Origin of the sequence: Streptomyces canus (assembly GCF_030815415.1) — a bacterium.
GTDB classification, from domain to species: Bacteria; Actinomycetota; Actinomycetes; order Streptomycetales; family Streptomycetaceae; genus Streptomyces; species Streptomyces canus_F.
This window is the reverse complement of sequence record NZ_JAUSWW010000001.1, coordinates 5,027,067-5,049,287: the sequence shown is the minus strand read 5'-3', so window position 1 is coordinate 5,049,287 and position 22,221 is coordinate 5,027,067. Positions and strand designations below refer to the sequence as shown.

Genomic DNA, 22,221 nt, shown 5'->3' with positions numbered 1-22,221 from the left:
TCTGGACCACGTCGGGGCGGGTCAAGAACGTGGCCTTCAGCGCCTCGATGGAGCAGCTCGCCACGCTCGCCCTGTACCGCAGGGGCGAGTCCGACCTGCTGGAACGCGGCGGCATGTGGTTTCTCAACGCCACCTGCGAGGTGCCCGAGGCAGAGCTGAACACGGCTCCTGCGGACTTCCTTGCCGTACGTCATGGGCGTGCGTGCGTGCAGCGTGATGCTCACCAGAAGGGCCCGGTGGTCGGTGTCGGCCAGATCCAGGAAGCGGGCCGTCTCCGCGGAGAAGTCCGGGGACAGCAGGACGTGGTCGATCTGCGCCCCGAGCGTCGGCGCGGTCCGGGCCGGCCAGCTCGGTGTGCGGTCGTCGCCGGCGAGCCGGGCGGCGTCGCGCAACCCGGTGTCGAGGATGCGGCGGAAGACGGCGTGGTCCTGGGAGGCGTTGAAGTCGCCCGCCAGCAGGGTCGTTCCGCCCGCCTGTTCCGCCGCGAAGTCCCGCAGTGCGCCCAGTTCACGCCGCCACACGTCCACCCGCCCGGGGAGCGGCGGCATCGGGTGCGCGAGCTGAAGCCGTACGGCATGCCCGCGCACATCGGCGACGGCTCCGGGCATCCCCATCGTGCCGGGGACCGGATCGGCGGCCTTCAGCGGAAACCGGCTGAGGACGACGGACCCCGCGGAGCCGCCGCCCTCGACGGCCTGCCGGTGCGGATAGGTGCCGCCCAGGGTCCGCTTCAGCTCGGCGTCGCAGGTGTACTCGCACTCCTGAACGAACACCAGCTCCGGCTTCTGACGCCGTACGGCGTCGATCAGCGCCCCGGTGGCCTGCCCGAACTCCACGTTCGAGGTCAGCACCCGGAAGGAGGCGACCGCGGGCCCGCCCGGCTCGGTGGTCTTGCCGTACGGCTCGATGAACCAGGCCAGCAACCCGAGCAGGACGACACCCCACACCGCCCCCGGCCACCAGCGGGCGAGGAGGACGAGGGCCAGGCCGGCCGCGGTGGGCGCGACCAGCCAGGGTAGAAAGGCGAGGAACTGGGGGACGGGCGTGATCCCGTCGACGTCGGCGAGCCGGCACCCCATGACGACACTGACGACGGCGAACAGCACGGCGGCGATCCGGATGCCGAGTCTGTGCCGTGCTCGCCGTTCCCGTCGTACGGGCCGTTCCTCGGGGCTGCTCACCGCTCCGAGCCTAGGAGGACGCGTCCACCTTTGTCAGAAACTCCCCCAGCGCCTCGTTGAACTCCGTCGGCCGCTCCAGGTTCGGCATATGGGCGGCACCCTCGATCACCACCAGTTGCGAGGAGGGCAGGGCCGCGTGCATCGCCTCCGCGTCGGCGACGGGGGTGTACGCGTCGTCCGTGCCCACGACGACCAGGGCGGGCACCGTGACGCGGGTGAGCAGGTCGCGGTAGTCGGGACGGGCGGCGCGGGCGCGCAGGGCCGCAGCGGCGCCCTGCGGGGAGGTGGCCGTCATCATGCGGTGGACGTGGGCCTTCACCCCGGCATCCGCGTACGGGGCGACCATCTTCTCCAGCACCTCGTCGGCGTAGCCCCGCATGCCCTCCCGCAGCAGGCGGTCCGCCATGGCGTGCCGGACCTCGACGCCCTCGGGTGTCTCCGGCGCCGGGAACGTGTCGGCGAGGACCAGTCCCCGGACGCGTTCGGGGAACTGGCGGTAGCAGTCCATGACGATCTGGCCGCCCATGGAGAGGCCGGCCAACACGCATTCCCGCACATCCAGTTCGTCCAGCAGTTCCCGGATGTCCTGGGCGAACTGTTCGAAGCGCGTGACCTCGGGGACTCGGGGTGAGGTGCCGTAGCCGCGCAGGTCGGGGGTGATCACCTGACGGTCGGCGGAGAAGGCCGCGCGCTGCGGGTTCCACATCGTGTGGTCGAAGGGGTGACCGTGGACCAGGACCAGAGGGACTGTCGCCATGACGTCGACCCTAGGCCGCCCCAACTCCTCGGTGCAATAAGATCTTTGCCCTCGGTGCAATCGCGAGAACGTACAGAGCAGTGAAGCAAGAGGGGGACCCGTGGACGACTACCGGCGCATCGCCGACCGACTCGCCGACGACATCGCCGCCGGACGGCTCAAGCCCGGTGAACGGCTGCCGCCGCAACGGCAGTTCGCCCGACGGCGCGGGATCGCCGGGTCGACGGCGGGGCGGGTGTACGGCGAACTCGTGCGGCGGGGGCTGGTGGTGGGGGAGGTCGGACGCGGCACCTTCGTGCGGGCCGCCCCGGCCGGGCCCGCCGGACGGGCGCTGACCGAGCAGGCGACCCGGGCGCCCGTGAACATGGAGCTCAACTACCCTTCCGCGCCCGGCCAGTCGGAGCTCCTCGCCCCCGTCCTCGAACCCCTGCTGCGCCCCGACGTCCTCACCGAGGCGCTCCTCCCGGCCGCCGCCACAGGCACCGCGGCGGCGCGCGAGGCGGTGGCCGCACTCCTCGCGACCCCCGGCTGGCACCCCGACCCGGCCCAGGTGCTGTTCACCGGCAACGCCCGTCAGTCCATCGCCGCCACCCTCGCCTCCCTGGTCCGGCCGGGCGGCCGGGTGGGGGTGGAGTCGCTGACGTATCCCCTGGTCAAGGAGATCGCCGCGCAGCTGGGCATCACCCTGGTCCCACTGGCCGTGGACGGGGACGGACCGCTGCCGCAGGCCATCGCCGCCGCCCATCGCACGGCCCCGCTGTCCGCGCTCTACCTCCAGCCGACGCTGCACAACCCGACCTCCCTGACGATGAGCTGGGACCGGCGCCGCGAGATCGCGCTCACCGTGGCCGACCTGAACCTCCCGGTCGTCGAGGACCGCATCTGGTCCTTCCTCCACCCGCACGCCCCCGACCCCCTCGCCGCTCATGCGCCCGGTCTCACCCACGTCGTCGACAGCCTGTCCAAGCGGGTCGCGCCGGGGCTCACCGCCGGCTTCGTCGTCGTACCGAAGGACCGCCGCCACGCCGTGGCCGCGGCGATCCGCTCCGGCGGGTGGAGTGCGGGACGGTTCGCGCTGGAGGCGGCCGTCCGGCTGGTCGGGGCGGGGGTCGTCCAGCGGCTGGTGGAGGCCAAGCGGGCGGACGCGGCCATGCGGCAGCGGCTCGTCGCCCAGGAGCTCGACGGGTTCGTCGTACGGGCTCATCCGCAGGTCTACTACGCCTGGTGGGAGCTGCCCGCGCCATGGCGTGCCGACACCTTCACGGCCGCCGCGGCGGCGCTCGGGATCGCCGTGACGCCGGGGCCCGCCTTCGCCGTCGACCCGAACCGGACGCCGGACGCGGTCAGGCTCGGGCTCGCGTCGGCCGCACCGCGGGATCTGGAACGGGCGCTGCGGACGCTTGCCGGCGTCGTGCGCAAACGGCCGTGAGCCAGGTGGTGCAGGCCGCGGTGACGCCGAGGGCGACCAGCAGCCAGGAGACCGTGCGCAGGGTGACGGTGAGGGCGTCGTAGATGGCGCCGGCGGCGGGGCGGCGGGTCTCGTGCAGGTCGGAGAGGGTCAGATGGCGGCCGAGTGTCACCGCGAGGCCCAAAAACGCGCCGCCCAGCGCCGTGCCCAGCGAGGTCGCCGTGACCGCGCGGCGGCGGCAGGCGGCGACCGCGATACCGGTGGCGGCGAGGACCAGCGCGGTGACGGGGAGCCAGAATCCGGCGACCTCGAACGGCAGGTAGGGGTCGGTGAGTTGATGCCTGAGCCGGGGGAGCTCGGCATTTCTTCCGTAGGTGGCCCAGGCCGCGAGCACCCCGAACGGGACGAGCAGACAGGCCAGGGCGATCAGGGCGGTCGAGACGGCGTTGCGGAGGGGTGGGCGCACGGTTCCAGGCAAGGGCGCCGGGGGCGTGTGCGCGACCGGGGTGACTGCATATGGCCGCATGACGGCACCCCCGGCCGGGCTCTCCGGTGGAGGGTTCACCCGAACGGGTGTTTCCTGGATCTGGGGAGAAGGAGGCCGAATCCATGCGCACCACTCCGGCCCTGCGGACTCTGGCCGCGGCCCTGCTCACCGGCGGCACCCTGGCCGTCGCGGCAGCGGGCACCACGGCAGCAGCCGCCGCCCCGCCGACTTATGCCGACGGGCATGGCGGTGGCGGATCCGGCGGTCCGATCTGGGGCACCATCGTCTCCGGCGTCGACCTCAATGTGAGAGCCGCGCCCACCACTCACTCGCCCGTCGTCGCGCAGCTCTCGCCGTGGAGCCAGGACCGCGTGGACTGCAAGGTCAAGGGGCAGCGAGTCAACGGCAATCGGTACTGGTACTGGCTCGAGGGCGCCCAGGGCTGGGCCAGCGCCGTCTTCGTCGACACGGGCGGTCGCTCGGTGCCGAGCTGCGCCGATCCGTGTCCCGAGTGGAAGGACGGGGCCTGGAGCAACTGGGACGACCCGTACTGGAACGACTCGTGGAGCGCGTCGGGGTCCGGAACCTGGAGTTTCTCCGGCTCGTGGAGCTGGAGTGCCACCGGGTCCTCGGCGGACGCCTGGGACATGTTCCCGGGCGGTGGGTGAGAGAGGGAGACGAAGGGGCCCGGCAGCGGCTGCCGGGCCCCTTTGCCCAGGTCACCCGGGGTCAGCGCAGACGGTTTCCGGCCCCGTCCTCGCGGGTGTAGTAGCGGTAGAAGAACACGCCGAAGATGCCCGCCGTGACCACCAGCCCCAGGACCGCGGACCGCAGCACGCTCTCGCCGGTCTGGCTGTAGAGGAAGCCGACCGCCGCGCCCGCGAAGGCGGACTTCACCAGAGAGTGCAGTTCGCGCTTGAGCAGCGGCGCGAACGTCGCCACCGCGAGGCACAGCACGATGAACGTGAGCGCGGTCACGAAGCCGAACAGGATGTTCCAGCCGGTGATCTCGCCGCCGCCGCGGCGGTTGGCCGCGGCCCAGTAGCCGTAGACCAGGCCGAGGACGACGGGGATCCCGTACCGCGCCGCCCTGTGGACCCGCTCGCTGAAGACATCGGGCGTTCCGCGGGTCTCCCCCAGCCTTCGGCCGGGGGGACCCCCATATCGCTTCGCTCGGCGGGACGCGGGTGCCGCATGAGCCATGAGAGGACTCCTCTCTCTCGCCCCCGGATTGCCCCCGGATTCCAGAGCACACCTGGGAGGAGGCGCTGGCAAGTCGGCGGAAGAGAGTATCCGGCACCGGATGGCGACCCCGGGCACGCCGTGTTTCGCTGAACGGCATGAAGGGCGACGTCCGCAGCCGCGGAGAGCTGCTGCGGGTCCGCGGCCACAGCGTCGCCTGGGTGCCGCCGCTGCTGCTGCTCATCGGCATCACGGTGATCGACTTCAACACGGCCGGCGAGTTCCGGATGATCAGCTGGGTCGTGCTGGTGCCCGGTATCGCCGCCGCGATCTGCGGGGTGTGGGGCACCGCGGTCTTCGGCGTGCTCGCGCAGCTGAACTATCTCCTCGCGGACACCTCGTACCCGAACCGGTACCAGAGCGGACTGCCCGACTTCATCCTCGTCGGCGTCGGCGGCGTCCTCGCCGTGCTGGCCTGTGCGGTCCGGGTGCGCGGTGAGCGGCTGATGCTGCACATGCGGGACATCGCCGACACCACGCGCCGCACGGTGCTGCGTCCCCTCCCCGCGGACTGGGGCGGCCTGGAGCACGCGGGGGTCTATCTCGCCTCCGACGTGGAGGCCCGGGTCGGCGGCGACTTCTACGACATCCAGCCCGGTCCGCACGGCACCCGGGTCCTCGTCGGCGACGTCCAGGGCAAGGGCCTCGGGGCGGTGGAGGCGGCCGCCGCGCTGCTCGGTACGTTCCGCGAGGCCGGGTACCACGAGGCGGACCTCACGACGGTCGCGGAGCGCCTGGAGGTACGGATGGTGCGGCATCGCGGGCACATCAAGGCACTGGCCGCTGCCGTCGAACCCCCGCCTGCCCCGCGGCGTCCGGCACGCACGCTCGCCGCGTTGCCGGACCGCCCACGTGGCTCCGCCACGAGGGCACTCCGGCGCCTTGCGATCGCACGCACCGGACGCCGCGGGGCCCGCCCTCCGGGCGGACGACGGGGGTTCGACGGCAGCGGCCCCCGCGGCGGCGGCGACGCAAACCGCTTCGCCACGGCGGTGTTGCTCGGCTTCCCCGACGACGACCCCGGCGCTGTCGACGCCGTCGTCTTCGGCCATGAACCCCCGCTGGTCGTCGGCCCCGAGGGCGTACGGCACCTGCCGCCCGGCGAGGCGCTCCCGCTCGGGCTCGGTGAACTCGCCCCCGGCGGCCCGCCCCCGGTGCTGCGGGTGCCCCTGGCGCCCGGTGAGACCCTGCTGCTGACGACGGACGGCGTGACCGAGGCCCGTGACCCCGGCGGCCTCTTCTACCCGCTCGCCGCCGAGGTCAGCGAGGCTGTCGCCGCCGATCCGCGTATCGCCGAACCGCACCGTCTGGTCGCCTTCGTGCGCGACGGCACGCTGCGGCACTGCGGGGGACGGCTGGCCGACGACACGACGGTGTTCGCGGTACGGCGGCCGGTGGGCAGTCCGTCAGGAAAGGGACGTTCGCCGTCCTGAGGTCCACCTTCGCAGCCGCAGCGGCTACGGTGCTGCCGTACGTGATCGACGGGGGATGGGGAGGGACCGATGCCCGGAACCGTGCTGCTGCTGGCCGCCGCACCGGCGGGCAGGGGGTGTTTGGTCGACGCGGCCTCCGTGCTCCCGGTCCTCGCCGCCGTACCGCCCGCCGTCCTGTCCGGCACGGACACGGCCAACGTGGTCGAGCTCGCGGACCCGGTGGAGCCGCAGGCGGTCCTGACCCGGCTGCGTGCCGCCGCGGCGGCCCCCGGCCCGCTCACCGTGTTCCTCACCGGCCAGCTCCAGCTGGACCGCCGCCAGCACCTGCCCCACCTCGCGCTGGCCCGCACCACCCCCTCGACGGTCCGCTACACCGCCTTCCCCTGGCACTGGTTCCGGGACGAGCTGCGGCTGCGCCCGGCCGGCGCGACGGACTTCGTGCTGGATCTGCACGCCGACCAGGAGACCTGGGAGTGGCTGCGGGCGAACCCCTTGGACACGGGCCGCAACAACGCGGTTTACGGCCGGATCGCACCGCCGCCGTCCCGGCGCACGGTGTCGACGCCCGCGTACATGAAGGCCGTCGCGACGATCCTGCGCAGTGGACACCGGCCCCCGCTGGAGCAGTTGCACCAGCAGGCGCTGAGCCGGACCCCGCAGGAGGGCCTGGGACACGTCCTGAGCGCGCAGGGGCCCGCCGCGGGCGACCCGCACGTGCTGATCTCGGCCGCCGTCGCGGCCCGGCGGCACGGGGACGCCGACTCGCTGGCCGCGCACCACGAGCTGACCGCCGTACGCGCGCACGGGCCGGCCTCCGAGGAGGCGCTGCACTGGAGTGAGGTCCGGGCGGATCTGGCGATGTTCGCCGAGGACCCGGCGCGCAGCTGCCGGGCCTGGCTGTCCGTGGCCACCACGCGGCTGGCCGCCGGGCAGGCCCCGGACGCGCCCGCCGTGGAGGCCGCCGCCGACCGGGCCCACCATCAGTGGGGGCGCATCGACGACCCGGCGCGGGCCCGGGAACTCGGGCCCGCGCTGGCCGATCTGAGGGCGCGGGTGCCAGGGCGCCGCGAGGGCGCCCTGGACCATGTGCACCGGCAGCTGGACCGGCTCCAGACGATCAGCTCGTGAAGATGAAGTACTTCCACGCGCCGTGCGTCGTCGAGTTCACGGTGTCGCCCGACGAGGAGTTGATGTACGAGGAGCGGACGCGCATCCGGTAGCCCGTCTCGTGCTCACCGGTGAGCTGCACCTTCGAGATGCCCGCGGAGCCCAGCGCGAAGTACTCCGAGCCGAGGTCGTACCACGTGCCGTCGTAGTAGAACTCGAACTCCATGCGCTGCTTGCGGTCCGGGTACGCCGTCATCGTGGTCGTGAACAGCGGGTTCGTGGACTTTTTGAAGTAGTAGTAGGTGTGGCCCCACGTGTACTTCGTCTTGTAGTGCTTGCTGACGGCCGTCGACACCTTCACCTTGGCGCCGACCGTGCTCGACACCGACTTCGGCGCGTACCGGGCGTCGCCCGCGAACTTCGCCGTGACCTTGGTGTCCCGCTTCAGGTCGAGGGTGACGGACAGGTTGCCGCTGGAGTTGACCGTGCCGGACTTCACCAGCTTGTTGGCCTTGTCCCCGCCGAACGGGTCGGCCCAGATCTCCACCTTGCGGTTCTTGTACGTCGCACCGAGGTGCGCGGTGAACTTGACGTCCTTGCCGTACGAGTAGACCTTGCCGTTGTTGTTCAGCGTCAGGGTCGTCTTGGCGCGGGAGACGGCGACGCTGTCGGAGCCGGTGCCAGCCGCGTGGTCGGCGTCACCGGCGTACTTCAGCGTGTACGTGACCTTGCCGCCGACCGTCGGGGTGTCGGTGAAGGAGTACGTGCCGTCGGACTTCACCGCCACCGCGGGGAGCGCCTTGCCGGAGGTGTTCTCCAGGTCGGTGCGGGTCGCCGTGAGCTTGATGCCGGCGGGCAGCGCGACCTTGGAGGAGACCTTGCCCTTGACGGTGAGCTGCTTGGCGCGGGTGGCGGTGTCCGGGGCGGTCACGGTGATCGAGGTGGCCGCCTTGGTGGGCGCCTCGAGGACCCGCAGTGAGTACACACCGGAGTAGTTGGACGTCACCGCGAACAGCCGGGAGCCGTCCGGCGCCCAGGCCAGGCCGCCGTCGGAGAGTTCGTCGGCGCCGGTGACGGTGGGGTCGGTGTCCGGGAAGTCGTACTCCCGGACGGAGGTGGTGCCGCCCGCCTTGTAGACGTAGACGTCCGGCTCGTACGCCCCGGAGATGCCCGCCGCGACCGCGCCGTCGGGGGCGATGGCCACGGAGTTCGGGTAGGCGTCGCTGGCGTAACTGCCGTCCGCCGTCAGGTCGGAGGTCTTGAACACCTGGTGGTGGTAGGGCGCGCCGCTGGCCACGACGACGTCCTGGCCGTCCGGGGTGACCTGGAGGTCCCCGAGGTTGCTGCCGGCCTCGGTGGAGTACGCGGTACGAGTCGGGGTGCCGGTCGACACGTCGTACGAGGCCAGGGCGACCGGGCTCTGGCCGATCGCGCCCGCTATCAGGGTGTCGGCGCCGGGTGCGGCGTCCAGCATCGGGCCGGTGTACCAGAGGTTCCCCTCCTGGGCGAGGGTGACCACGGGCTGCTCGCCGGAGAAGTCGACCGAGCCGATGTTGCCCTCGCCCGCCGAGCCGTAGCCGAACCACAGTTTGCCGCCCGCCAGGGCGACGCTCAGCGGGCCGTCGCCCGCGGAGTAGCGGGCGGTCTCGGTGTCGGTCGCGGTGTCGAACGCGACGATCGCGTCGGCGTCCCGGACGGCCGCGTACAGGGTGCCGGAGTCGGCGGACAGCTCCAGGCCGACGACGCCCGGCAGGCCCGTCAGCTGGCGGGTGACGTTCCCGGCGTAGTCGGTGACGACGATCTTCCCGTTGCTCGGGTCGCTGACGAAGACCCGCTGGTGGACGCCGTCCACCACGATGTCCGCGGTCTGCTTCACCGGCAGGGACCTGGTGGCGTCCGCGGACGCCGGCGTGGCGGTCAGGACCGCCGAGCTGAAGAGGACCGCCAACGTGGTGGCGGCCGTGAGGGAGCGCATGCGCACTTGGTTCGAACCCCCCGGTACGAAAGTGGAGGCCCACGCGCACAGCCATGTGTGGAACCTGTGGGGCGCGTGTGGCGAGTGAGCGAAGAGTAAGTCATGCCACCGACAACGTCGGCACAGGGGTCCCGTACGAACCCTCCCGTGTACACAACTCCGCTGCCATGATGGTGAGTTATGGCTGAGGGGGATGGAGTGGCCGACCAAGGCATACGCGTACGGCTGGACGGGACCGCGAGCGAGAGCGACATCGACGCCCTGCGCAAGTGGCTGGAGCGGGAGCAGCGGCTCGACGAGCGGGTGCGCGCCGGCGAGCTGCACATCCTGGAGCGGCCGCGGACCGACGAGTCCGGCGCCCCGATGGGCATCGGCATGGACATCGTCGTGGCGATGGCGGGCGGCGCCGGGGCCGCGGTCTGCAAGGAGCTGCTGGAGTACGTCAAACGATCGGTGGAGGAGTGGCGGGACGTCCGCCGGGGCGTGGAGAACGGGGATCCGCCCACGGGCCGCGTCGACATCGTGGACCTCCACGACGACAGGTAGGCCGGTGACCCGCTTCGACCCGCGAGGACGGGTCAACCGGGCGCTGCTGGTGGGTGTCTCCGAGTACGAGTTCACGGACCCGCCGCACGGGGTGCCCGGCGACCTGCCGGCCGTCAAGCACGACGTGAACCGGCTGCGGGACGCGCTGCTGCGTGGCCGGGTGTTCGGCGAGCACGACGTCGTCGTCTCCCGCTCCCCGTCCCAGGACGAGTTCAACCGGGCCCTGCACACCGCCGCGGGCGAGGCCGAGGGCCTGCTCCTGCTGTACTTCGCCGGGCACGGGGCCATCCCGAGCGCGGGCGACGAGCTGTTCCTGCAGATGCACAACGCGCGCGTGGTCCCGGGGCGGCACGCGGTGTTCCCGGGCGCGGAGATGTTCACCACCGTGCTGACGGTGCTCGCGGGCAGCCCGGCCGAGCGGGTCGTGGTGATCCTCGACTGCTGCTTCGCGGGCAACGCGGCCTGGCTGTGGGAGCGGTTCGAGAGCAAGCGCCGGGTGCTGCTGCTGATGAGCGTGCAGGCCAACCACCGGGTCGACGCGGGCGATCCGGGCACGCCGACGCCGTTCACCGGCGAGCTCGTACAGCTTCTGGACGAGGGCGGCGAGCTGGGGTTCCGGGAGCTGTCGGACGCGTTACGGGCCCGGATGGCCGCCGACGGGTACGAGACCGTGCGGGGCGATCCGTGGGAGCCGCAGAGCAGATCCGAGCCGGACGAGGACGTCCTGCTGTCGGCGCCCGGGGTGAAGCCGCCCCCGCCGCCGCCCCCGCCACCCGTGCCGCCCCGGCGTCCCCTGGCCGCCCTCCTCGCCCTGTTGGGCACCTGGGCCGGCACCGTCGGCGCCCGGCTGCGCCGCTCCCGCCTCCCCGGTCTGCTGCGCGCGGTGGGCCCCACCCGCCTCACCGCCCTGCTCGCCGTCGCCGCGATCGGTCTCGGCTCCTACGGCATCGTCGCCCTGACCTCCGGCAGCGACCCCTGCCCCCCGCCCCTGGAACTGCGCGTCCTGACCGACCCCGATCTCGCGCCGTCGGTCACCGCGGCGACCGACGCCTATCTGACGTCGGACGCCAACACCACCGGCGACGGCTGCCGGCGCAGCGGGATCACCGTCTACAGCGCGGGGTCCGCCGACACGGTCGCCGCGCTCGGCCAGGACTCGGTGGCCTGGCAGGAGCCGCGTGACGAGGAGTCCAACCCGCAGCGGGACGTCGGCCCGCAGCCGGACGTGTGGATCCCGGCCTCCCCCGCCGACGCCGCCCGGGTCGCCGCCCTCCAGGACACCGACGCCGTGGCCGAACTGAAGCCGGACGACGAGCCCTTCGCGCACTCACCGGTCGTGCTCGCGGTACCGGACCGGATCGCCGCGAAGTCCCTGGGGGACCGGGTCGGGCTCCCCCTGTCGAGGATGATCGACCATCTGCGGGTGCGCGACGAGAACGCCGCGGTACGCCGTCCCGACCCGGAGTTCGCCGACGCGGCACTGCTCGCCACGATCGGCCTGTACGACACCGCGAACACCGACGCGGCCGGTGCCGAGCAGAAGGTCGCCCAGCCGGGACCGCCCGCCCCGACCGGCGCCGACCTGCTGTGCGCGCTGCCCGAGGACAACGCCGTGGACGACCGTACGGCGGCCCTCGTACCGGAGTTCCTGCTGCGCAGCGGCGTCGCCTGCGAACGTACGACACGCACCCCGCGCACGGCCCAGTACCCGAACGACGTGCCCGGGGTGCAGCCCACCTTCGTCCGGGTGCGCTGGGAGGGCGGCGACCGCGACGAGTCCGCGCGCGACCGGGCCGCCGAGGACTTCCGGGCGTGGCTGACCGGGAAGGAGGGGCGGGCGGTGTTCGCCGGGGACGGCTTCCGCTCCACGGACGGGGAACTGCGATCGCCGCTCGCCGCCGGGGTGCTGCCCGATCCGGAACCGCTCGACGAGTCCGCGGGCGCGGGCGAGATGACGGACGTCCTGGAGCGGTACCGCGCCGCGCACGGCCCCGGCCGGGTCCTGTATCTCCTCGACAGCTCCGGTTCGATGGCCGGCCTCTGGAAGGGCCCGAGCGGTGGTCCCGGCCTGCTGAAGCAGTCCCTGGGCGGGCTCGGCGGGAAGGACGAGTACGCGGTGTGGGGTGTCTCGGGAACCTCCGGCGACCGCCGGTACGAGACCGTGCTCGCCTTCGGCCCGCACACCCGCAAGGAGGCCGAGCGCGCCGTCGACACCCGCGCGGAGGTCCGCGACGCCCAGGCCGACCCGCACGCCGCGCTGCTCGCCGCGCTCGACGAGATGGCGGAACGCGGCACCGCCGACGACCGCCCCCAGCTCATCGTCCACATCACCGACGGCGAGGACGACACCGCACTGACCGCCGGGAACCTCGACGACGTCCTGACCCGCGCCCGGTCGGCGAAGATCCCGGTGGCCACGGTCTCCCTGGACTCCGCCGGCTGCGACCCCACCGCACCGGCGGCGCGTATCGCCATCGCGAGCGGCGGCCGCTGCCTGGACGCCGGCGACGACCTCGGCGCGGCCCTGGCGGACGAGGTGGCCCGCACCGGAACGGGGGAGGACTGATGGGCCGAAGACGCCGACTGCTCGCCGCTGCCCTGTTGCTGGCCGTCACCGCCTGCACCGGTGGCTCCACCACCCCCGCCGCCCCCTCTCCCGACGTGGCCGGGGACATCGTGGTCGCCGGGGGGCGGGATGTGACCGGGCAGAACGGGATCCGGCAGCAGCTGATCGATGACTGGAACGAGCGGGAGAAGAAGGCGAACTCCGGGTACCGTGCCCGCCTCGTCGAGCTGCCGGGCAGCGCCGACGAGCAGCGCAGCCAGCTGCTCGGCGCGCTGCAGTCCGGCAGCTCGGTCTACGACGTCGTCAACCTGGATGTGACATGGGTACCGGAGTTCGCCGCGGCCGGGCTGATCCGCCCGCTGCCCCGGGACGACGTGCTCGATAGCGATCACATCGAGTCCGTCGCGGAAACGGCCCGTTGGGGCGACGAGGTGTACGCGGTGCCGTTCAACAGTGACGTCGGGCTGCTCTACTACCGCCGCGATCTGCTCGAGGCGGCCGGTGTGCAGCAGACGGACCTGAGCGCAGGGCTCGACCGGGGGCAGCTGGAGGACCTGATCGAGGAGATCGACGAGCATCCCGCCGTGGGCGCCTACCAGAAGGGCTGGACCACGCAGCTCGCCCCCTACGAGGGCCGTACGGTCAACGGGGTCGAGGCGTTCGCGTCGGCGACGGAGGGCTTCCACTTCACCGGCCCCGACGGCCACTACGACGCCGACGTCGGTCAGTTGACCGACGGGATCGCCGAACTGCGCCGCCGTACCGCGTCCCCGTACACCCTCCAGGACGCCGTCCACTCCGACGAGGCCGACTCCTTGAGCGACTTCGCCGACGGCCGCACCGCGTTCCTGCGCCACTGGCCGTACGCCTACCGCACCCTCCACCAGTCCTTCACCGAAGGGCAGTTGGGCGTCGCCCCGCTTCCCGGCCGGGCCGTGCTCGGCGGCCAGAACCTCGCGGTGACCGAGGGCTCGCAGCGGGCGCTCAAGGCGACCGAGCTGATCAGGTATCTCACCAGCCCGGGGAGTGAACGCTGCCTGCTGGACGCGGGGTTCGCGGCGACCCGGACCTCGGCCTACACCCAGGACATCCGCTGCCCCCTGGACCCCGCGGCCCCCTCCCCCTCCACCTCGCCCACCGGTGAGCGGGCCGACCGCATGCCCCGCGACGACGAGGGCCGTCCCCGCTACGCCCGCACCATCCTGCTCCCCGCCCTCCAAGAGGCGGTCCAGCGCCCGCGCACCCCGCTCTACGGAGCCTTCACCCAGACCTTCACGGCACAGCTGGGCCCGCTCCTGGGCGACAGTCCGCCGGGTGACGCGGAGCTGGCGGCGGCGCTGGACGCGGCACTGAAGAAGGCGTTGCCGGACTAGAGCGCCCTACCGGACCAGATGGCTGAGCGCGCCCGCCACCAGCGTCCGCACCCCCGGCCCCACCACCGACAGATCGGGCGCGAAGCGCGGGCTGTGGTTGCTCGGCAGCGCGTCCAGGCGGGCCGGCAGGTCGTCGCCGCCCGGCGCCGCGTCCCAGGTCTCGGCCGGGGTGGTCGTCACGAACCAGTAGGAGTACGGCTGTCCGTCCGCCGCCAGCAGGGAGAAGTCCTCGCTGCCCATCGCCGGGCCGGGATCGAACACCGTGCCCTCGCCGAACACCTCGCGGTGCACGTCCGCGACCCGGCGGTCGGTGTCCGCGTCGTTCACGGTCAGCGGATAGGACCCGCCCAGGATCACCTCCGGATCGCGCGGGCACCCCGCGGCCCGGCACTCGCCCTCGGCGATCCGGCGGATCGCGGCGAGCATCCGTTCGCGTACCGCCTCCGACTGGGTGCGCAGGTTGAGGGAGATCCGGGCGGTGGACGGGATGACGTTGGCCGCCGTGCCCGCCTCGATCCGTCCGACCGTCAGTACCGCGGACTCACGGGGCGGCACCTCCCGGCTCACCACCGTCTGGAGCCGGGTGACGATGTACGCCGCCGTCACGACCGGATCCACCGTCGTCTCCGGCCGCGAGCCGTGCCCGCCCCGCCCGTGCACCACGATGTCGACGTCGGTGGTGGCCGACATGATCAGCCCGGGAACGTGCGGATACAGCCCCACGGGCCCCGGCACCGCATGCTGCCCGAGCAGTACGTCGGGGCGCGGCACGCGCGCGTACAGCCCGTCCGCCACCATCGCCGCCGCCCCGCCGCCGCTCTCCTCGGCGGGCTGTCCGATCACCACCAGCGTCCCGGACCAGGTGTCCCGTCCCGCCGCCAGCACCTGGGCCGCGCCGGTCAGCCAGGTCACGTGCAGGTCGTGCCCGCAGGCGTGCATCACCCCGGGGGTCTCGGAGGCGTACGGCAGTCCGGTCTCCTCCTGGACGGGCAGCGCGTCCATGTCGGCGCGCAGCAGGACCACGGGTCCGTCCCCGTTGCGCAGCACCCCGGCGATTCCGGTGCCGCCGATGCCCTCGGCGGTGTCGTACCCCGCCTTCCTCAGCCGCTCGGCGAACCGTGCGGCGGTACGGTGCTCCTGGCCGGAGAGCTCGGGGTGGCGGTGCAGGTCCCGGTAGAGGTCCTCCAGTTCCGGGACCGGGAGGTCGGCGGTGAGGTCCAGCGCGGTACCGGCGGCTGTGGAGGTCATGGGGGGCAATCTATGCCGGGGGCCCGCCGTGGAACCTTTTCCGGGGCGGGGCCGTTTCCGGGGTGAGATCGATCAGACGAGTACCGAGGTGACGGCAATGGCACTGTTCGACCGGCTCAAGGACCAGGCCAAGAGCTTGCAGCAGCAGGCGCAGGGCGGGCGCGGCACGACCGGGGGACACGGCTCGCAGACCGGATCGCGCGCGGGCTCGCACGGTGGATCGGGCGGTGGCTCCCGCGCCCAGCTGGTGGGCCTGCTGAAGAACCAGCTCGGCTCGATCAAGACCGAGCTGAAGAGCGGTGCGTACCGGGACGCGAGCATGGCGATGTGCGCGCTGGTCGCGGCGGCCGACGGTCAGGTGGACGCGTCCGAGATGCAGCAGATGGAGCAGATGATCCTCAGCAACGAGGTGCTGCAGAACTTCCCGCCGGAGCAGCTGCGCCAGCGCTTCCACAAGCATGTGGAGCAGCTCACCCGTAACTTCCCGCAGGGGAAGGCCGAGGCGATGCAGGACATCGCCAAGGCCGCCAAGAAGCCGACCGAGGCCCGGGCCGTGATCCAGACCGGCATCGTCATCGCCGGTGCCGACGGTCACTTCTCCCAGGCGGAGCAGATGGTCCTCCAGGAGGCCTGCGCGGCACTGGGGCTGAACCCCGCGGAGTTCCAGCTCTGACCTAGTGCCGCGGCACTAGCCCCGCCGGGCGTGCCCGGCCTGCTCCACCTGCTCCACATGGTCGGCCCGGTGGTCCTCCGTGGCCTTCGCGGGTCCCGCGTTGGCCGCCAGGACCAGGGCCGCCACCGCGACCACGGCGGCGATGGCGCTCCTCACGAAACGCTCGGTGGTGCTGGTGCGTTCGAGCACGACGACCTCGCAGCGACGACAGATGCAACTCCAACAACAGCAGCAACGTATTAAGCAGGCTTAATACGCCGTTTAACCTAGAGCCCGGCGTTGCCCAACGGCAAGAGGCGCAGGGGGAGTTGGGTCATGGTTGAACGTGACGATCCGGAGACCATCGGGCGAAGAGTCCAGCGGCTGCGCGTCGAACGGGGCCTCACCCAGCGGCAGGTCGCCGAGCCCGCCTACAGCGCCGCCTATGTCTCCACCCTGGAGGCGGGCCGCGTCAGGCCCTCCGACCAGGCCCTGCGGCATCTCGCCGAGCGGCTCGGCGTCGAGGTCGACGAGCTCGCCACCGGCCGGCCCGCCCATCTCGTCACCGATCTGCGGCTGCGGATCGTCGAGGCCCAGCGCACCCTCGCCACCGGCGAGGCCGAGGAGGCGACCCGGCAGTACGCCGCACTGCTCGCGGAGGCGGACGCCCTGCGGATCGTCGAGGTGCGGGCCGCCGCCCTTCTCGGGCTCGGGGAGTGCGCCGTCGAGACCGGTGAGCTCGTCGAAGGACGGCAGTACTTCGAACGGGCCGAGCAGACGCTGGCCAACGCTCCGCTGCCCGCCCGCGTCCCCGCCCTGCGCGGCCGCGCCCTGTCCCACTACCTCGCCGGTGAACTCCGCTACGCCGTCTACCTCCTGGAGTCCACCCTCGACGAGCTCAACCGCGGCGGACTGCACGATCCCGACGCGCTGCTCCTCCTCTACGCCAGCATCATCGGGCCCTACATGGACATGGGCGCCCACGCCCGAGCCGCCCAGGCCGCCGAGTTCGCGCTCGCCCTCGCCCCGCAGGCCGGCGACCCCGCCCTCGTGGCCCGGATGCACCGGTCCGTCGCCCGCACCCTCATCGCCGAGGGCCGGGTCGCCGAGGCCGACGCCTCGCTCGCGAAGGCGGCCGAGCTGTACCGGCAGCTCCAGCTCCGCACCGAGCTGGCCAACTGCCACTGGATGCGCGGGTACGTGTACGCGCAGAACAACGAACTGGAGCGCGCCGAGGACGAGTTGAGGCAGGCCCTCACCATGCTCTCCGCCTCCCGGGCCGCCCTCTACAGCAGCCAGGCCGCCGTCGAGCTGGCCGACGTACTGCACCGGCGCGGCAAGTCCGACGAGGCCGCCGCCCTGCTCCAGGACGTGCTCGGGGACCTGTCCTCGGAGCGCGGCGCCGTCCACTCCGCCGCCGCCCACCGGCTGCTCGGCATCATCGCCGAGGACGCCCGCGACCCGGAGGCCGCCGAGGAGCACTACGTGCGGGCGCTGAGCCTGCTGGAACGGGCGGGGGCCGCCGGTGACCTGGCCGACCTGTGCCGGCTGCTGGGGGACCTGCTGCGCCGGGAGGGGCGGGTGGAGGCGGCCCTGGACGCCTACCGGACGGGCCTCGGCCACCGTACGGCCCCCGGCACCACCACCCTCGGGCCCGCACCCGCACAGCCTCCTCTATGACCCTTCCGAGCCTGCGCACAGGGCTCACCGGTTAGCCTGCGCGGGGACGAGAGGGCAGGTGTGGAGAACCAGCGGAGTGTGGTCGACGGGCTGCGGTTCGTCGTGCGCGCGTTCGTGTACGCCGTCCTCGGCGGGGCCGCGCTGCTCGCCATCGCGACCGTGGTCTCCGTGCTCGGACCCACCCTCGCCCTCGACCTCTACACCCCGCCCGTCGCCGCCTGGTGGACCGTCTTCACGGCGATCACCGTCCAGGGGGTGCCGTTCCTGCTGCTGGGGACCGTCGTCTCGGCGGCCATCGGCGCGTTCGTGCCGGAGCGGGTCTTCACCCGGCTGCTGCCCCGCAACCAGGCCCTCGCCGTGCCGCTCGCCGGGGCCGCCGGGGTCGTCCTGCCCGGTTGTGAGTGCGCCTCCGTGCCCGTGGCCGGGAGCCTGATGCGGCGCGGGGTCGCGCCCGCCGCCGCCCTCGCCTTCCTGCTCTCCGCGCCCGCGATCAACCCCGTCGTGCTCGTCGCCACGTCGATCGCCTTCCCGGCCCAGCCGGAGATGGTGCTGGGGCGGCTCGTCGCCTCGCTGGCGACGGCCGTGGTGATGGGGTGGCTGTGGGCGCGGTTCGGGAAGGAGGAGTGGCTGCGGCTGCCCCAGCGGCACGCTCCCGAGGCCCGGGGGATCAAGGCCTTCGGCGCCGGGCTCCAGCACGACTTCCTGCACGCGGGCGGGTTCCTCGTGCTCGGCGCGGCGGCCGCCGCCACCTTCAACATCGTCGTACCCCGCTCCGTGCTGGACGTCTTCACCGGTTCCGCCTGGCTGTCGGTGCTGCTGCTGGCCGTCCTCGCGGTCGTGCTGTGCGTGTGCAGCGAGGCCGACGCGTTCGTCGCGGCCTCGCTGAGCGGGTTCTCGCCCACCGCGCGGCTCGCGTTCATGGTGGTGGGGCCGATGGTCGACCTGAAGCTGATCGCCCTGCAGGCGGGCACCTTCGGGCGGGCCTTCGCGGTGCGGTTCTCCGCCGTGACGTGGGTGGTGGCCGTGATGAGCAGTGTGCTCGTGGGGTGGTGGCTGCTGTGAGGCGGTACGGGCCGGCCCTGCTGCTGGTGCTCGTCGGGGCGGCGATCCTGCGGATCTCGGCGTTCAGCGCGCTCTACCTGCGGTATGTGCAGGCGGGGCTGAGGCCGTATCTGATCGTCTCGGGTGCGGCGCTCGTGCTGCTGGGGATCGCCATGGCGGTCGTACGACACTCGGCGGACGACGGCCACGACGGCGACGGCGACGGCGACCACCACGGCCACGCCCACCACGGCCCCCGGGTCGCCTGGCTCCTCACCCTCCCCGCCCTCGCCCTGCTGCTCTTCCCGCCCCCCGCCCTCGGCTCCTACAGCGCCGAGCGCGAGGCGGCCCAGCGGGCGGCGCAGGGCGTCGGGGTCTTTCCGGCGCTGCCCGCCGGGGACCCGGTGCGGCTCGGCGTGGGCGAGTTCTCCTCACGGGCGATCTACGACAGCGGGCGGTCGCTGAAGGGCCGTACCGTGCGGATGACCGGGTTCGTGACCCACGGCGACGACGGGACCTGGTACGTCACCCGGCTCCTCGTCTCCTGCTGTGCCGCCGACGCCAGCACCAGCAAGGCCGAGATCCGCGGCGCCGACGCGCTGCCCGCCGACACCTGGGTCACCGTCACCGGCACCTGGCACCCCAGGGGGAAGCTCGGCACGGACGGGGCGTGGCCGCCGGTGCTGGACGCGGTGTCGGTGGAGCAGGTCGAGCAGCCGGCCGATCCGTACGAGAAGAGGTGAGGGTGAGGGAGCGGCCACCGTCCTGGTGGCCGCTCCCTCCGCGAGGACGCACGGCTCCCCTGCGTGGTCCTCGCCGGTGATCCCCGTTCCCGCGCGGAGCGGCGGGAGGCGCTCCGCGCGGGAACGGGGACGCGGACCGGGGTCTCATGGTCCGGACAGCGTCCGCGGCACGCTTGGTCGCGGTCACGGCGGGCCAGGGACATGTGCGGCTCCAGCACGGACGCACCACGTGGGCGGCCGCTCCCTGACCAGCCACCACCGAAGGTAGCGACTCGCTCGCGCATTGTGAAGACCGCTCCTGAGCCCTCGTATCGCGGGAATCCGCCATGCTCCGCCGCAGCGGGATACCCGCGCACCGGAGCCCGGTTTCTCGCACGGTGGAGGACTCGTCGTGACGGACACACATCCCGTCGGACCGGCGCGCGGTGAGCTGTTGCCGGCCCGGATGCAGACGCTGCTGCTGGAGGCCGACCGGCTGGAGGAGTTCCTGGGGGGAACTTGTCACCCTGGCCGCGAGCGCCCTTCCCGTGCCCGCGCACCGCTCGATCACCCTCGGCGTCGAGGGCAGCAAGGACCCCGGGACGGCGGCCGCCGGCGACCAGACCGTGGACCGCTTCGACCGGCGGCAGTACGAGGCGGGCGACGGCCCTGTCTCGAGACGCTGCGGACGGGCAGCCCGTACCATGTCGACGACCTCCATGACGAGCAGCGGTTCGGCGTCTTCCCCGCGTCCGCCGAGACCACGGGGGCGCCGCCGGGCGACGGGCGGGCCGACGCGTTTCGTCCGACGGGCCAGGGGTAACCGGGGGTCGCGTGGAACGGGCGGACCACCGGTCACGGCTGCTGCTCCGGGTGAATCCGCGCCGCGCCCATGGACGACGACTGGCCACGCCGAGCGAAGGAGGCGGGGGCCGTGGGCCCCACCAACGACCGCAGCGGAGCATCCGGCGACGGCCGCGGTCCGTACGGGGCGTCGGGCAGTGACCCCGGAAGGCCCGCACGGGACGCGGAGCGCGACCGCGACGGGGTGCGTGCCGTCGATGAGATCGCCGAGCGGGTCCGGGGGGCGGGACCCGGCGAGATGCCCCACCGACTGTGCGTGGTGGCGGTCGAGCTGCTGCCGGTGACCGGCGCGAGCGTGTCGCTGGCCGCCAACGGGATGCCCGTCCAGCTGAGCGCGAGCGACGAGCAGGCGGCTCGTGTCGGGGAGATCCAGGCCACCCTGGGCGACGGTCCCTGTCGGCACGCGGCCCGGCTCGGCGCACCCGTGCTCGCCGCCGACCTCACCGACGGCCGGGACCCCGACCGCTGGCCGGTCTTCGCCCAGCAGGCGACGGCCGCCGGGGTGCAGGCGGTGTACTCGATCCCGCTGGGCAACGGAGCGGTGTGCGTGGGCACCCTCGACCTCTACCGCGACACCCCCGGCGAGCTCAGCACCCGCGAGCTGCGCACCGCGCGACTGATGGCCGGCGTGATCACCGTCGCGCTGATGGCGCTGCCCCATGCGGAGGACGGGGGATCCGGGGGAGAGGAACCGTGGCTGGGCGGTCTGGCCACCGATCATGACCAGGTCTACCAGGCCATCGGCATGATCATGGCGCAGCTCGGGGTCGGTGAGGACGAGGCGCTGGCCCGGCTGCGGGCCCACGCCTTCGCCCACGACCGCACCGCCGTGGAGGTGGCGCACGCCGTGGTGTCGCACAGGCAGAGGTTCGACATCGACTGAGCGCTCCGCTGGAAGTGCCGCAATGAGGCCGTCGGTCGGCTGCGGCACCGTCGTGGCTGGTCGCGCGGTTCCCCGCACCCCTTCGCAGCGGACTTCGTCCGCCCCGCTCAGACCTCCGCGCGGGCCTGCTTCCGTACGTCCGTCAGGCGCTTGGCGCCCAGTTCCGCGACCCCCTGGGTGATCTCGGCGTCCACGTCGCCCAGGCCGCCGTTGGTGAGGACGATCGTGTCGTCGCCGATGCGGACGGCGGCGACGTCCAGGGTGAGCGTGGTCTCCTCGCCGTCCGCGCTCTTGCCGTTGAGCGTGAGCCGCAGGGCCTGCCGGGAGTCCCCGATCTTCGGCAGCGGTGCCTCGGTGACCTCGGCGTTCTGGACGGCGCCGGTGGCGGTGGCGGCCGTGAACCGCCCGCACTTCTTGGGCATGGTCTTCAGCCAGGCCAGCGTCCGGTCCACGTCCGCGGGGCGGTCGGCGACGACCTGGTGGTGCAGCTGGGCGTCGTTCCAGGTGTCGTCCAGGCCCGTCCTCGCCCGTACCTGGGCGTCCGCGCCGAAGAATTCCTCGGTGTAGAGGGTGTCCAGCAGCCGCTGGCAGTCGGGTGCGTTCGCGGTGGCCTTGAGGAGGCCGTCCCGCCAGGTCGCGGCGCCCTCGGTCATGGTCCAGGGCTCGCCGAGATCGGTGTCCGTGATCAGGGCGGCCCGGGCCTGGGCCGGGGTGAGGGCGGGGGCCGAGGGCGCGGTGGTGGGCGCGGCCGAGGCCGTGGCGGGGGAGGCGGAGCGCTTCTCGGCGGGGTGCACCTTGTCCGTGGCGATGGCGGAGCAGGCGGTCGTGGCGAGGAGGGCGGCGAGCGGGAGGGCGAGGAGAGGGCGGCTCATGGGTCCACGGGAGCACCGCGCATGAGGGGCCACCAGCGCGGCGGGCCGGATGGGGTACGGGCGTTGGTGCCGAGGAGTGGAAAACCCCTGGCACCCGTCCGCACCCCACCGCTAGCGTCGTCCCCGTGAAGCGCGCCAATCCGTCTGCCACGACGACGCCGGACCACGTCCCGGCGCGCTGACC

General features: G+C 73.0%; 19 protein-coding genes and 1 pseudogene. 12 read left to right on the top strand and 8 right to left on the bottom strand.

The window, feature by feature from the left end:
* Positions 1-200: 200 nt before the first annotated feature.
* Positions 201-1,121 (bottom strand): annotated as a pseudogene (locus QF037_RS23330) (endonuclease/exonuclease/phosphatase family protein); the annotation flags it as partial.
* Positions 1,122-1,191: 70 nt separating this feature from the next.
* Positions 1,192-1,938 (bottom strand): alpha/beta fold hydrolase, encoded by a 747-nt coding sequence (locus QF037_RS23325; protein ID WP_307028289.1) that lies wholly within the window; start codon positions 1,936-1,938, stop codon positions 1,192-1,194.
* A 100-nt stretch (positions 1,939-2,038) separates the two neighbouring features.
* On the opposite strand from QF037_RS23325, the gene QF037_RS23320 reads away from it, so the two are divergent.
* Positions 2,039-3,367: an aminotransferase-like domain-containing protein gene (locus QF037_RS23320; protein WP_307028287.1), complete on the top strand. Its 1,329-nt coding sequence runs from the start codon at positions 2,039-2,041 to the stop codon at positions 3,365-3,367.
* On the opposite strand, the gene QF037_RS23315 is transcribed toward QF037_RS23320, so the two are convergent.
* Positions 3,282-3,812 carry a hypothetical protein gene (locus QF037_RS23315; RefSeq protein WP_307028285.1) on the bottom strand — a complete coding sequence of 177 codons (531 nt, stop codon included), beginning with the start codon at positions 3,810-3,812 and terminating at the stop codon, positions 3,282-3,284. The genes QF037_RS23320 and QF037_RS23315 overlap by 86 nt on opposite strands.
* A gap of 143 nt (positions 3,813-3,955) precedes the next feature.
* On the opposite strand from QF037_RS23315, the gene QF037_RS23310 reads away from it, so the two are divergent.
* Entirely contained in the window at positions 3,956-4,501 is a 546-nt protein-coding gene (locus tag QF037_RS23310; protein WP_307028284.1) for an SH3 domain-containing protein, read from the top strand.
* Positions 4,502-4,562: 61 nt separating this feature from the next.
* Here the strand turns inward: QF037_RS23310 and QF037_RS23305 are convergent, their stop codons facing one another.
* Positions 4,563-5,036 (bottom strand): hypothetical protein, encoded by a 474-nt coding sequence (locus tag QF037_RS23305; protein ID WP_307028282.1) that lies wholly within the window; start codon positions 5,034-5,036, stop codon positions 4,563-4,565.
* Between the two features lie 137 nt (positions 5,037-5,173).
* On the opposite strand from QF037_RS23305, the gene QF037_RS23300 reads away from it, so the two are divergent.
* The gene (locus QF037_RS23300) at positions 5,174-6,508 is read left to right on the top strand and encodes a PP2C family protein-serine/threonine phosphatase (protein ID WP_307028280.1); all 1,335 of its coding nucleotides are present in this window, start codon (positions 5,174-5,176) and stop codon (positions 6,506-6,508) included.
* Between the two features lie 69 nt (positions 6,509-6,577).
* Positions 6,578-7,636, top strand: coding sequence for a hypothetical protein (locus tag QF037_RS23295; RefSeq protein WP_307028278.1), 1,059 nt, complete (start codon positions 6,578-6,580; stop codon positions 7,634-7,636).
* Here QF037_RS23295 and QF037_RS23290 read toward each other — a convergent pair.
* On the bottom strand, positions 7,626-9,590 hold the full coding sequence (locus QF037_RS23290; protein ID WP_307028276.1) for an Ig-like domain repeat protein: 1,965 nt from the start codon (positions 9,588-9,590) through the stop codon (positions 7,626-7,628). The genes QF037_RS23295 and QF037_RS23290 overlap by 11 nt on opposite strands.
* A 198-nt stretch (positions 9,591-9,788) precedes the next feature.
* Between QF037_RS23290 and QF037_RS23285 the strand changes: the two genes are divergently transcribed.
* From QF037_RS23285 to QF037_RS23275, 3 genes are read left to right on the top strand one after another with little or no spacing between them, the layout of a single operon-like run.
* Entirely contained in the window at positions 9,789-10,136 is a 348-nt protein-coding gene (locus QF037_RS23285; RefSeq protein ID WP_307028275.1) for an effector-associated constant component EACC1, read from the top strand.
* A 4-nt stretch (positions 10,137-10,140) separates the two neighbouring features.
* The gene (locus QF037_RS23280; protein WP_307028273.1) at positions 10,141-12,702 is read left to right on the top strand and encodes a caspase family protein; all 2,562 of its coding nucleotides are present in this window, start codon (positions 10,141-10,143) and stop codon (positions 12,700-12,702) included.
* Entirely contained in the window at positions 12,702-14,075 is a 1,374-nt protein-coding gene (locus QF037_RS23275; protein ID WP_307028271.1) for an extracellular solute-binding protein, read from the top strand. Before QF037_RS23280 ends, QF037_RS23275 begins: the two co-directional genes overlap by 1 nt.
* A 6-nt stretch (positions 14,076-14,081) precedes the next feature.
* Here the strand turns inward: QF037_RS23275 and QF037_RS23270 are convergent, their stop codons facing one another.
* A complete protein-coding gene (locus QF037_RS23270) occupies positions 14,082-15,323 on the bottom strand; it encodes an amidohydrolase (RefSeq protein WP_307028269.1) in 1,242 nt (413 codons plus the stop codon).
* A gap of 97 nt (positions 15,324-15,420) precedes the next feature.
* Between QF037_RS23270 and QF037_RS23265 the strand changes: the two genes are divergently transcribed.
* Positions 15,421-15,996, top strand: a complete 576-nt coding sequence (locus tag QF037_RS23265) for a tellurite resistance TerB family protein (RefSeq protein ID WP_307028268.1) — start codon at positions 15,421-15,423, stop codon at positions 15,994-15,996.
* Between the two features lie 15 nt (positions 15,997-16,011).
* Here QF037_RS23265 and QF037_RS23260 read toward each other — a convergent pair whose 3' ends face one another.
* Complete coding sequence (locus QF037_RS23260; RefSeq protein ID WP_307028266.1) at positions 16,012-16,185, bottom strand: hypothetical protein; 174 nt, start codon at positions 16,183-16,185, stop codon at positions 16,012-16,014.
* A 126-nt stretch (positions 16,186-16,311) separates the two neighbouring features.
* Here QF037_RS23260 and QF037_RS23255 point away from each other — a divergent pair, with 126 nt between their 5' ends.
* From QF037_RS23255 to QF037_RS23240, 4 genes are all read left to right on the top strand, one after another.
* A complete protein-coding gene (locus QF037_RS23255) occupies positions 16,312-17,655 on the top strand; it encodes a helix-turn-helix domain-containing protein (RefSeq protein ID WP_307028264.1) in 1,344 nt (447 codons plus the stop codon).
* Between the two features lie 60 nt (positions 17,656-17,715).
* Positions 17,716-18,717 (top strand): permease, encoded by a 1,002-nt coding sequence (locus QF037_RS23250; RefSeq protein WP_307028262.1) that lies wholly within the window; start codon positions 17,716-17,718, stop codon positions 18,715-18,717.
* Positions 18,714-19,439 carry a TIGR03943 family putative permease subunit gene (locus tag QF037_RS23245; RefSeq protein ID WP_307028261.1) on the top strand — a complete coding sequence of 242 codons (726 nt, stop codon included), beginning with the start codon at positions 18,714-18,716 and terminating at the stop codon, positions 19,437-19,439. Before QF037_RS23250 ends, QF037_RS23245 begins: the two co-directional genes overlap by 4 nt.
* A gap of 913 nt (positions 19,440-20,352) precedes the next feature.
* Positions 20,353-21,165: a GAF and ANTAR domain-containing protein gene (locus QF037_RS23240; RefSeq protein ID WP_373463806.1), complete on the top strand. Its 813-nt coding sequence runs from the start codon at positions 20,353-20,355 to the stop codon at positions 21,163-21,165.
* A 107-nt stretch (positions 21,166-21,272) separates the two neighbouring features.
* Here QF037_RS23240 and QF037_RS23235 read toward each other — a convergent pair whose 3' ends face one another.
* Complete coding sequence (locus tag QF037_RS23235; protein ID WP_307028259.1) at positions 21,273-22,037, bottom strand: hypothetical protein; 765 nt, start codon at positions 22,035-22,037, stop codon at positions 21,273-21,275.
* Between the last annotated feature and the right edge of the window lie 184 nt (positions 22,038-22,221).

Coding starts and splice junctions, on each gene's coding strand:
- QF037_RS23325 (WP_307028289.1), bottom strand. CDS start 1,938: ATGGCGACAGTCCCTCTGGTCCTGGTCCACGGTCACCCCTTCGACCAC.
- QF037_RS23310 (WP_307028284.1), top strand. CDS start 3,956: ATGCGCACCACTCCGGCCCTGCGGACTCTGGCCGCGGCCCTGCTCACC.
- QF037_RS23305 (WP_307028282.1), bottom strand. CDS start 5,036: ATGGCTCATGCGGCACCCGCGTCCCGCCGAGCGAAGCGATATGGGGGT.
- QF037_RS23300 (WP_307028280.1), top strand. CDS start 5,174: ATGAAGGGCGACGTCCGCAGCCGCGGAGAGCTGCTGCGGGTCCGCGGC.
- QF037_RS23295 (WP_307028278.1), top strand. CDS start 6,578: ATGCCCGGAACCGTGCTGCTGCTGGCCGCCGCACCGGCGGGCAGGGGG.
- QF037_RS23290 (WP_307028276.1), bottom strand. CDS start 9,590: ATGCGCTCCCTCACGGCCGCCACCACGTTGGCGGTCCTCTTCAGCTCG.
- QF037_RS23275 (WP_307028271.1), top strand. CDS start 12,702: ATGGGCCGAAGACGCCGACTGCTCGCCGCTGCCCTGTTGCTGGCCGTC.
- QF037_RS23270 (WP_307028269.1), bottom strand. CDS start 15,323: ATGACCTCCACAGCCGCCGGTACCGCGCTGGACCTCACCGCCGACCTC.
- QF037_RS23265 (WP_307028268.1), top strand. CDS start 15,421: ATGGCACTGTTCGACCGGCTCAAGGACCAGGCCAAGAGCTTGCAGCAG.
- QF037_RS23255 (WP_307028264.1), top strand. CDS start 16,312: ATGGTTGAACGTGACGATCCGGAGACCATCGGGCGAAGAGTCCAGCGG.
- QF037_RS23235 (WP_307028259.1), bottom strand. CDS start 22,037: ATGAGCCGCCCTCTCCTCGCCCTCCCGCTCGCCGCCCTCCTCGCCACG.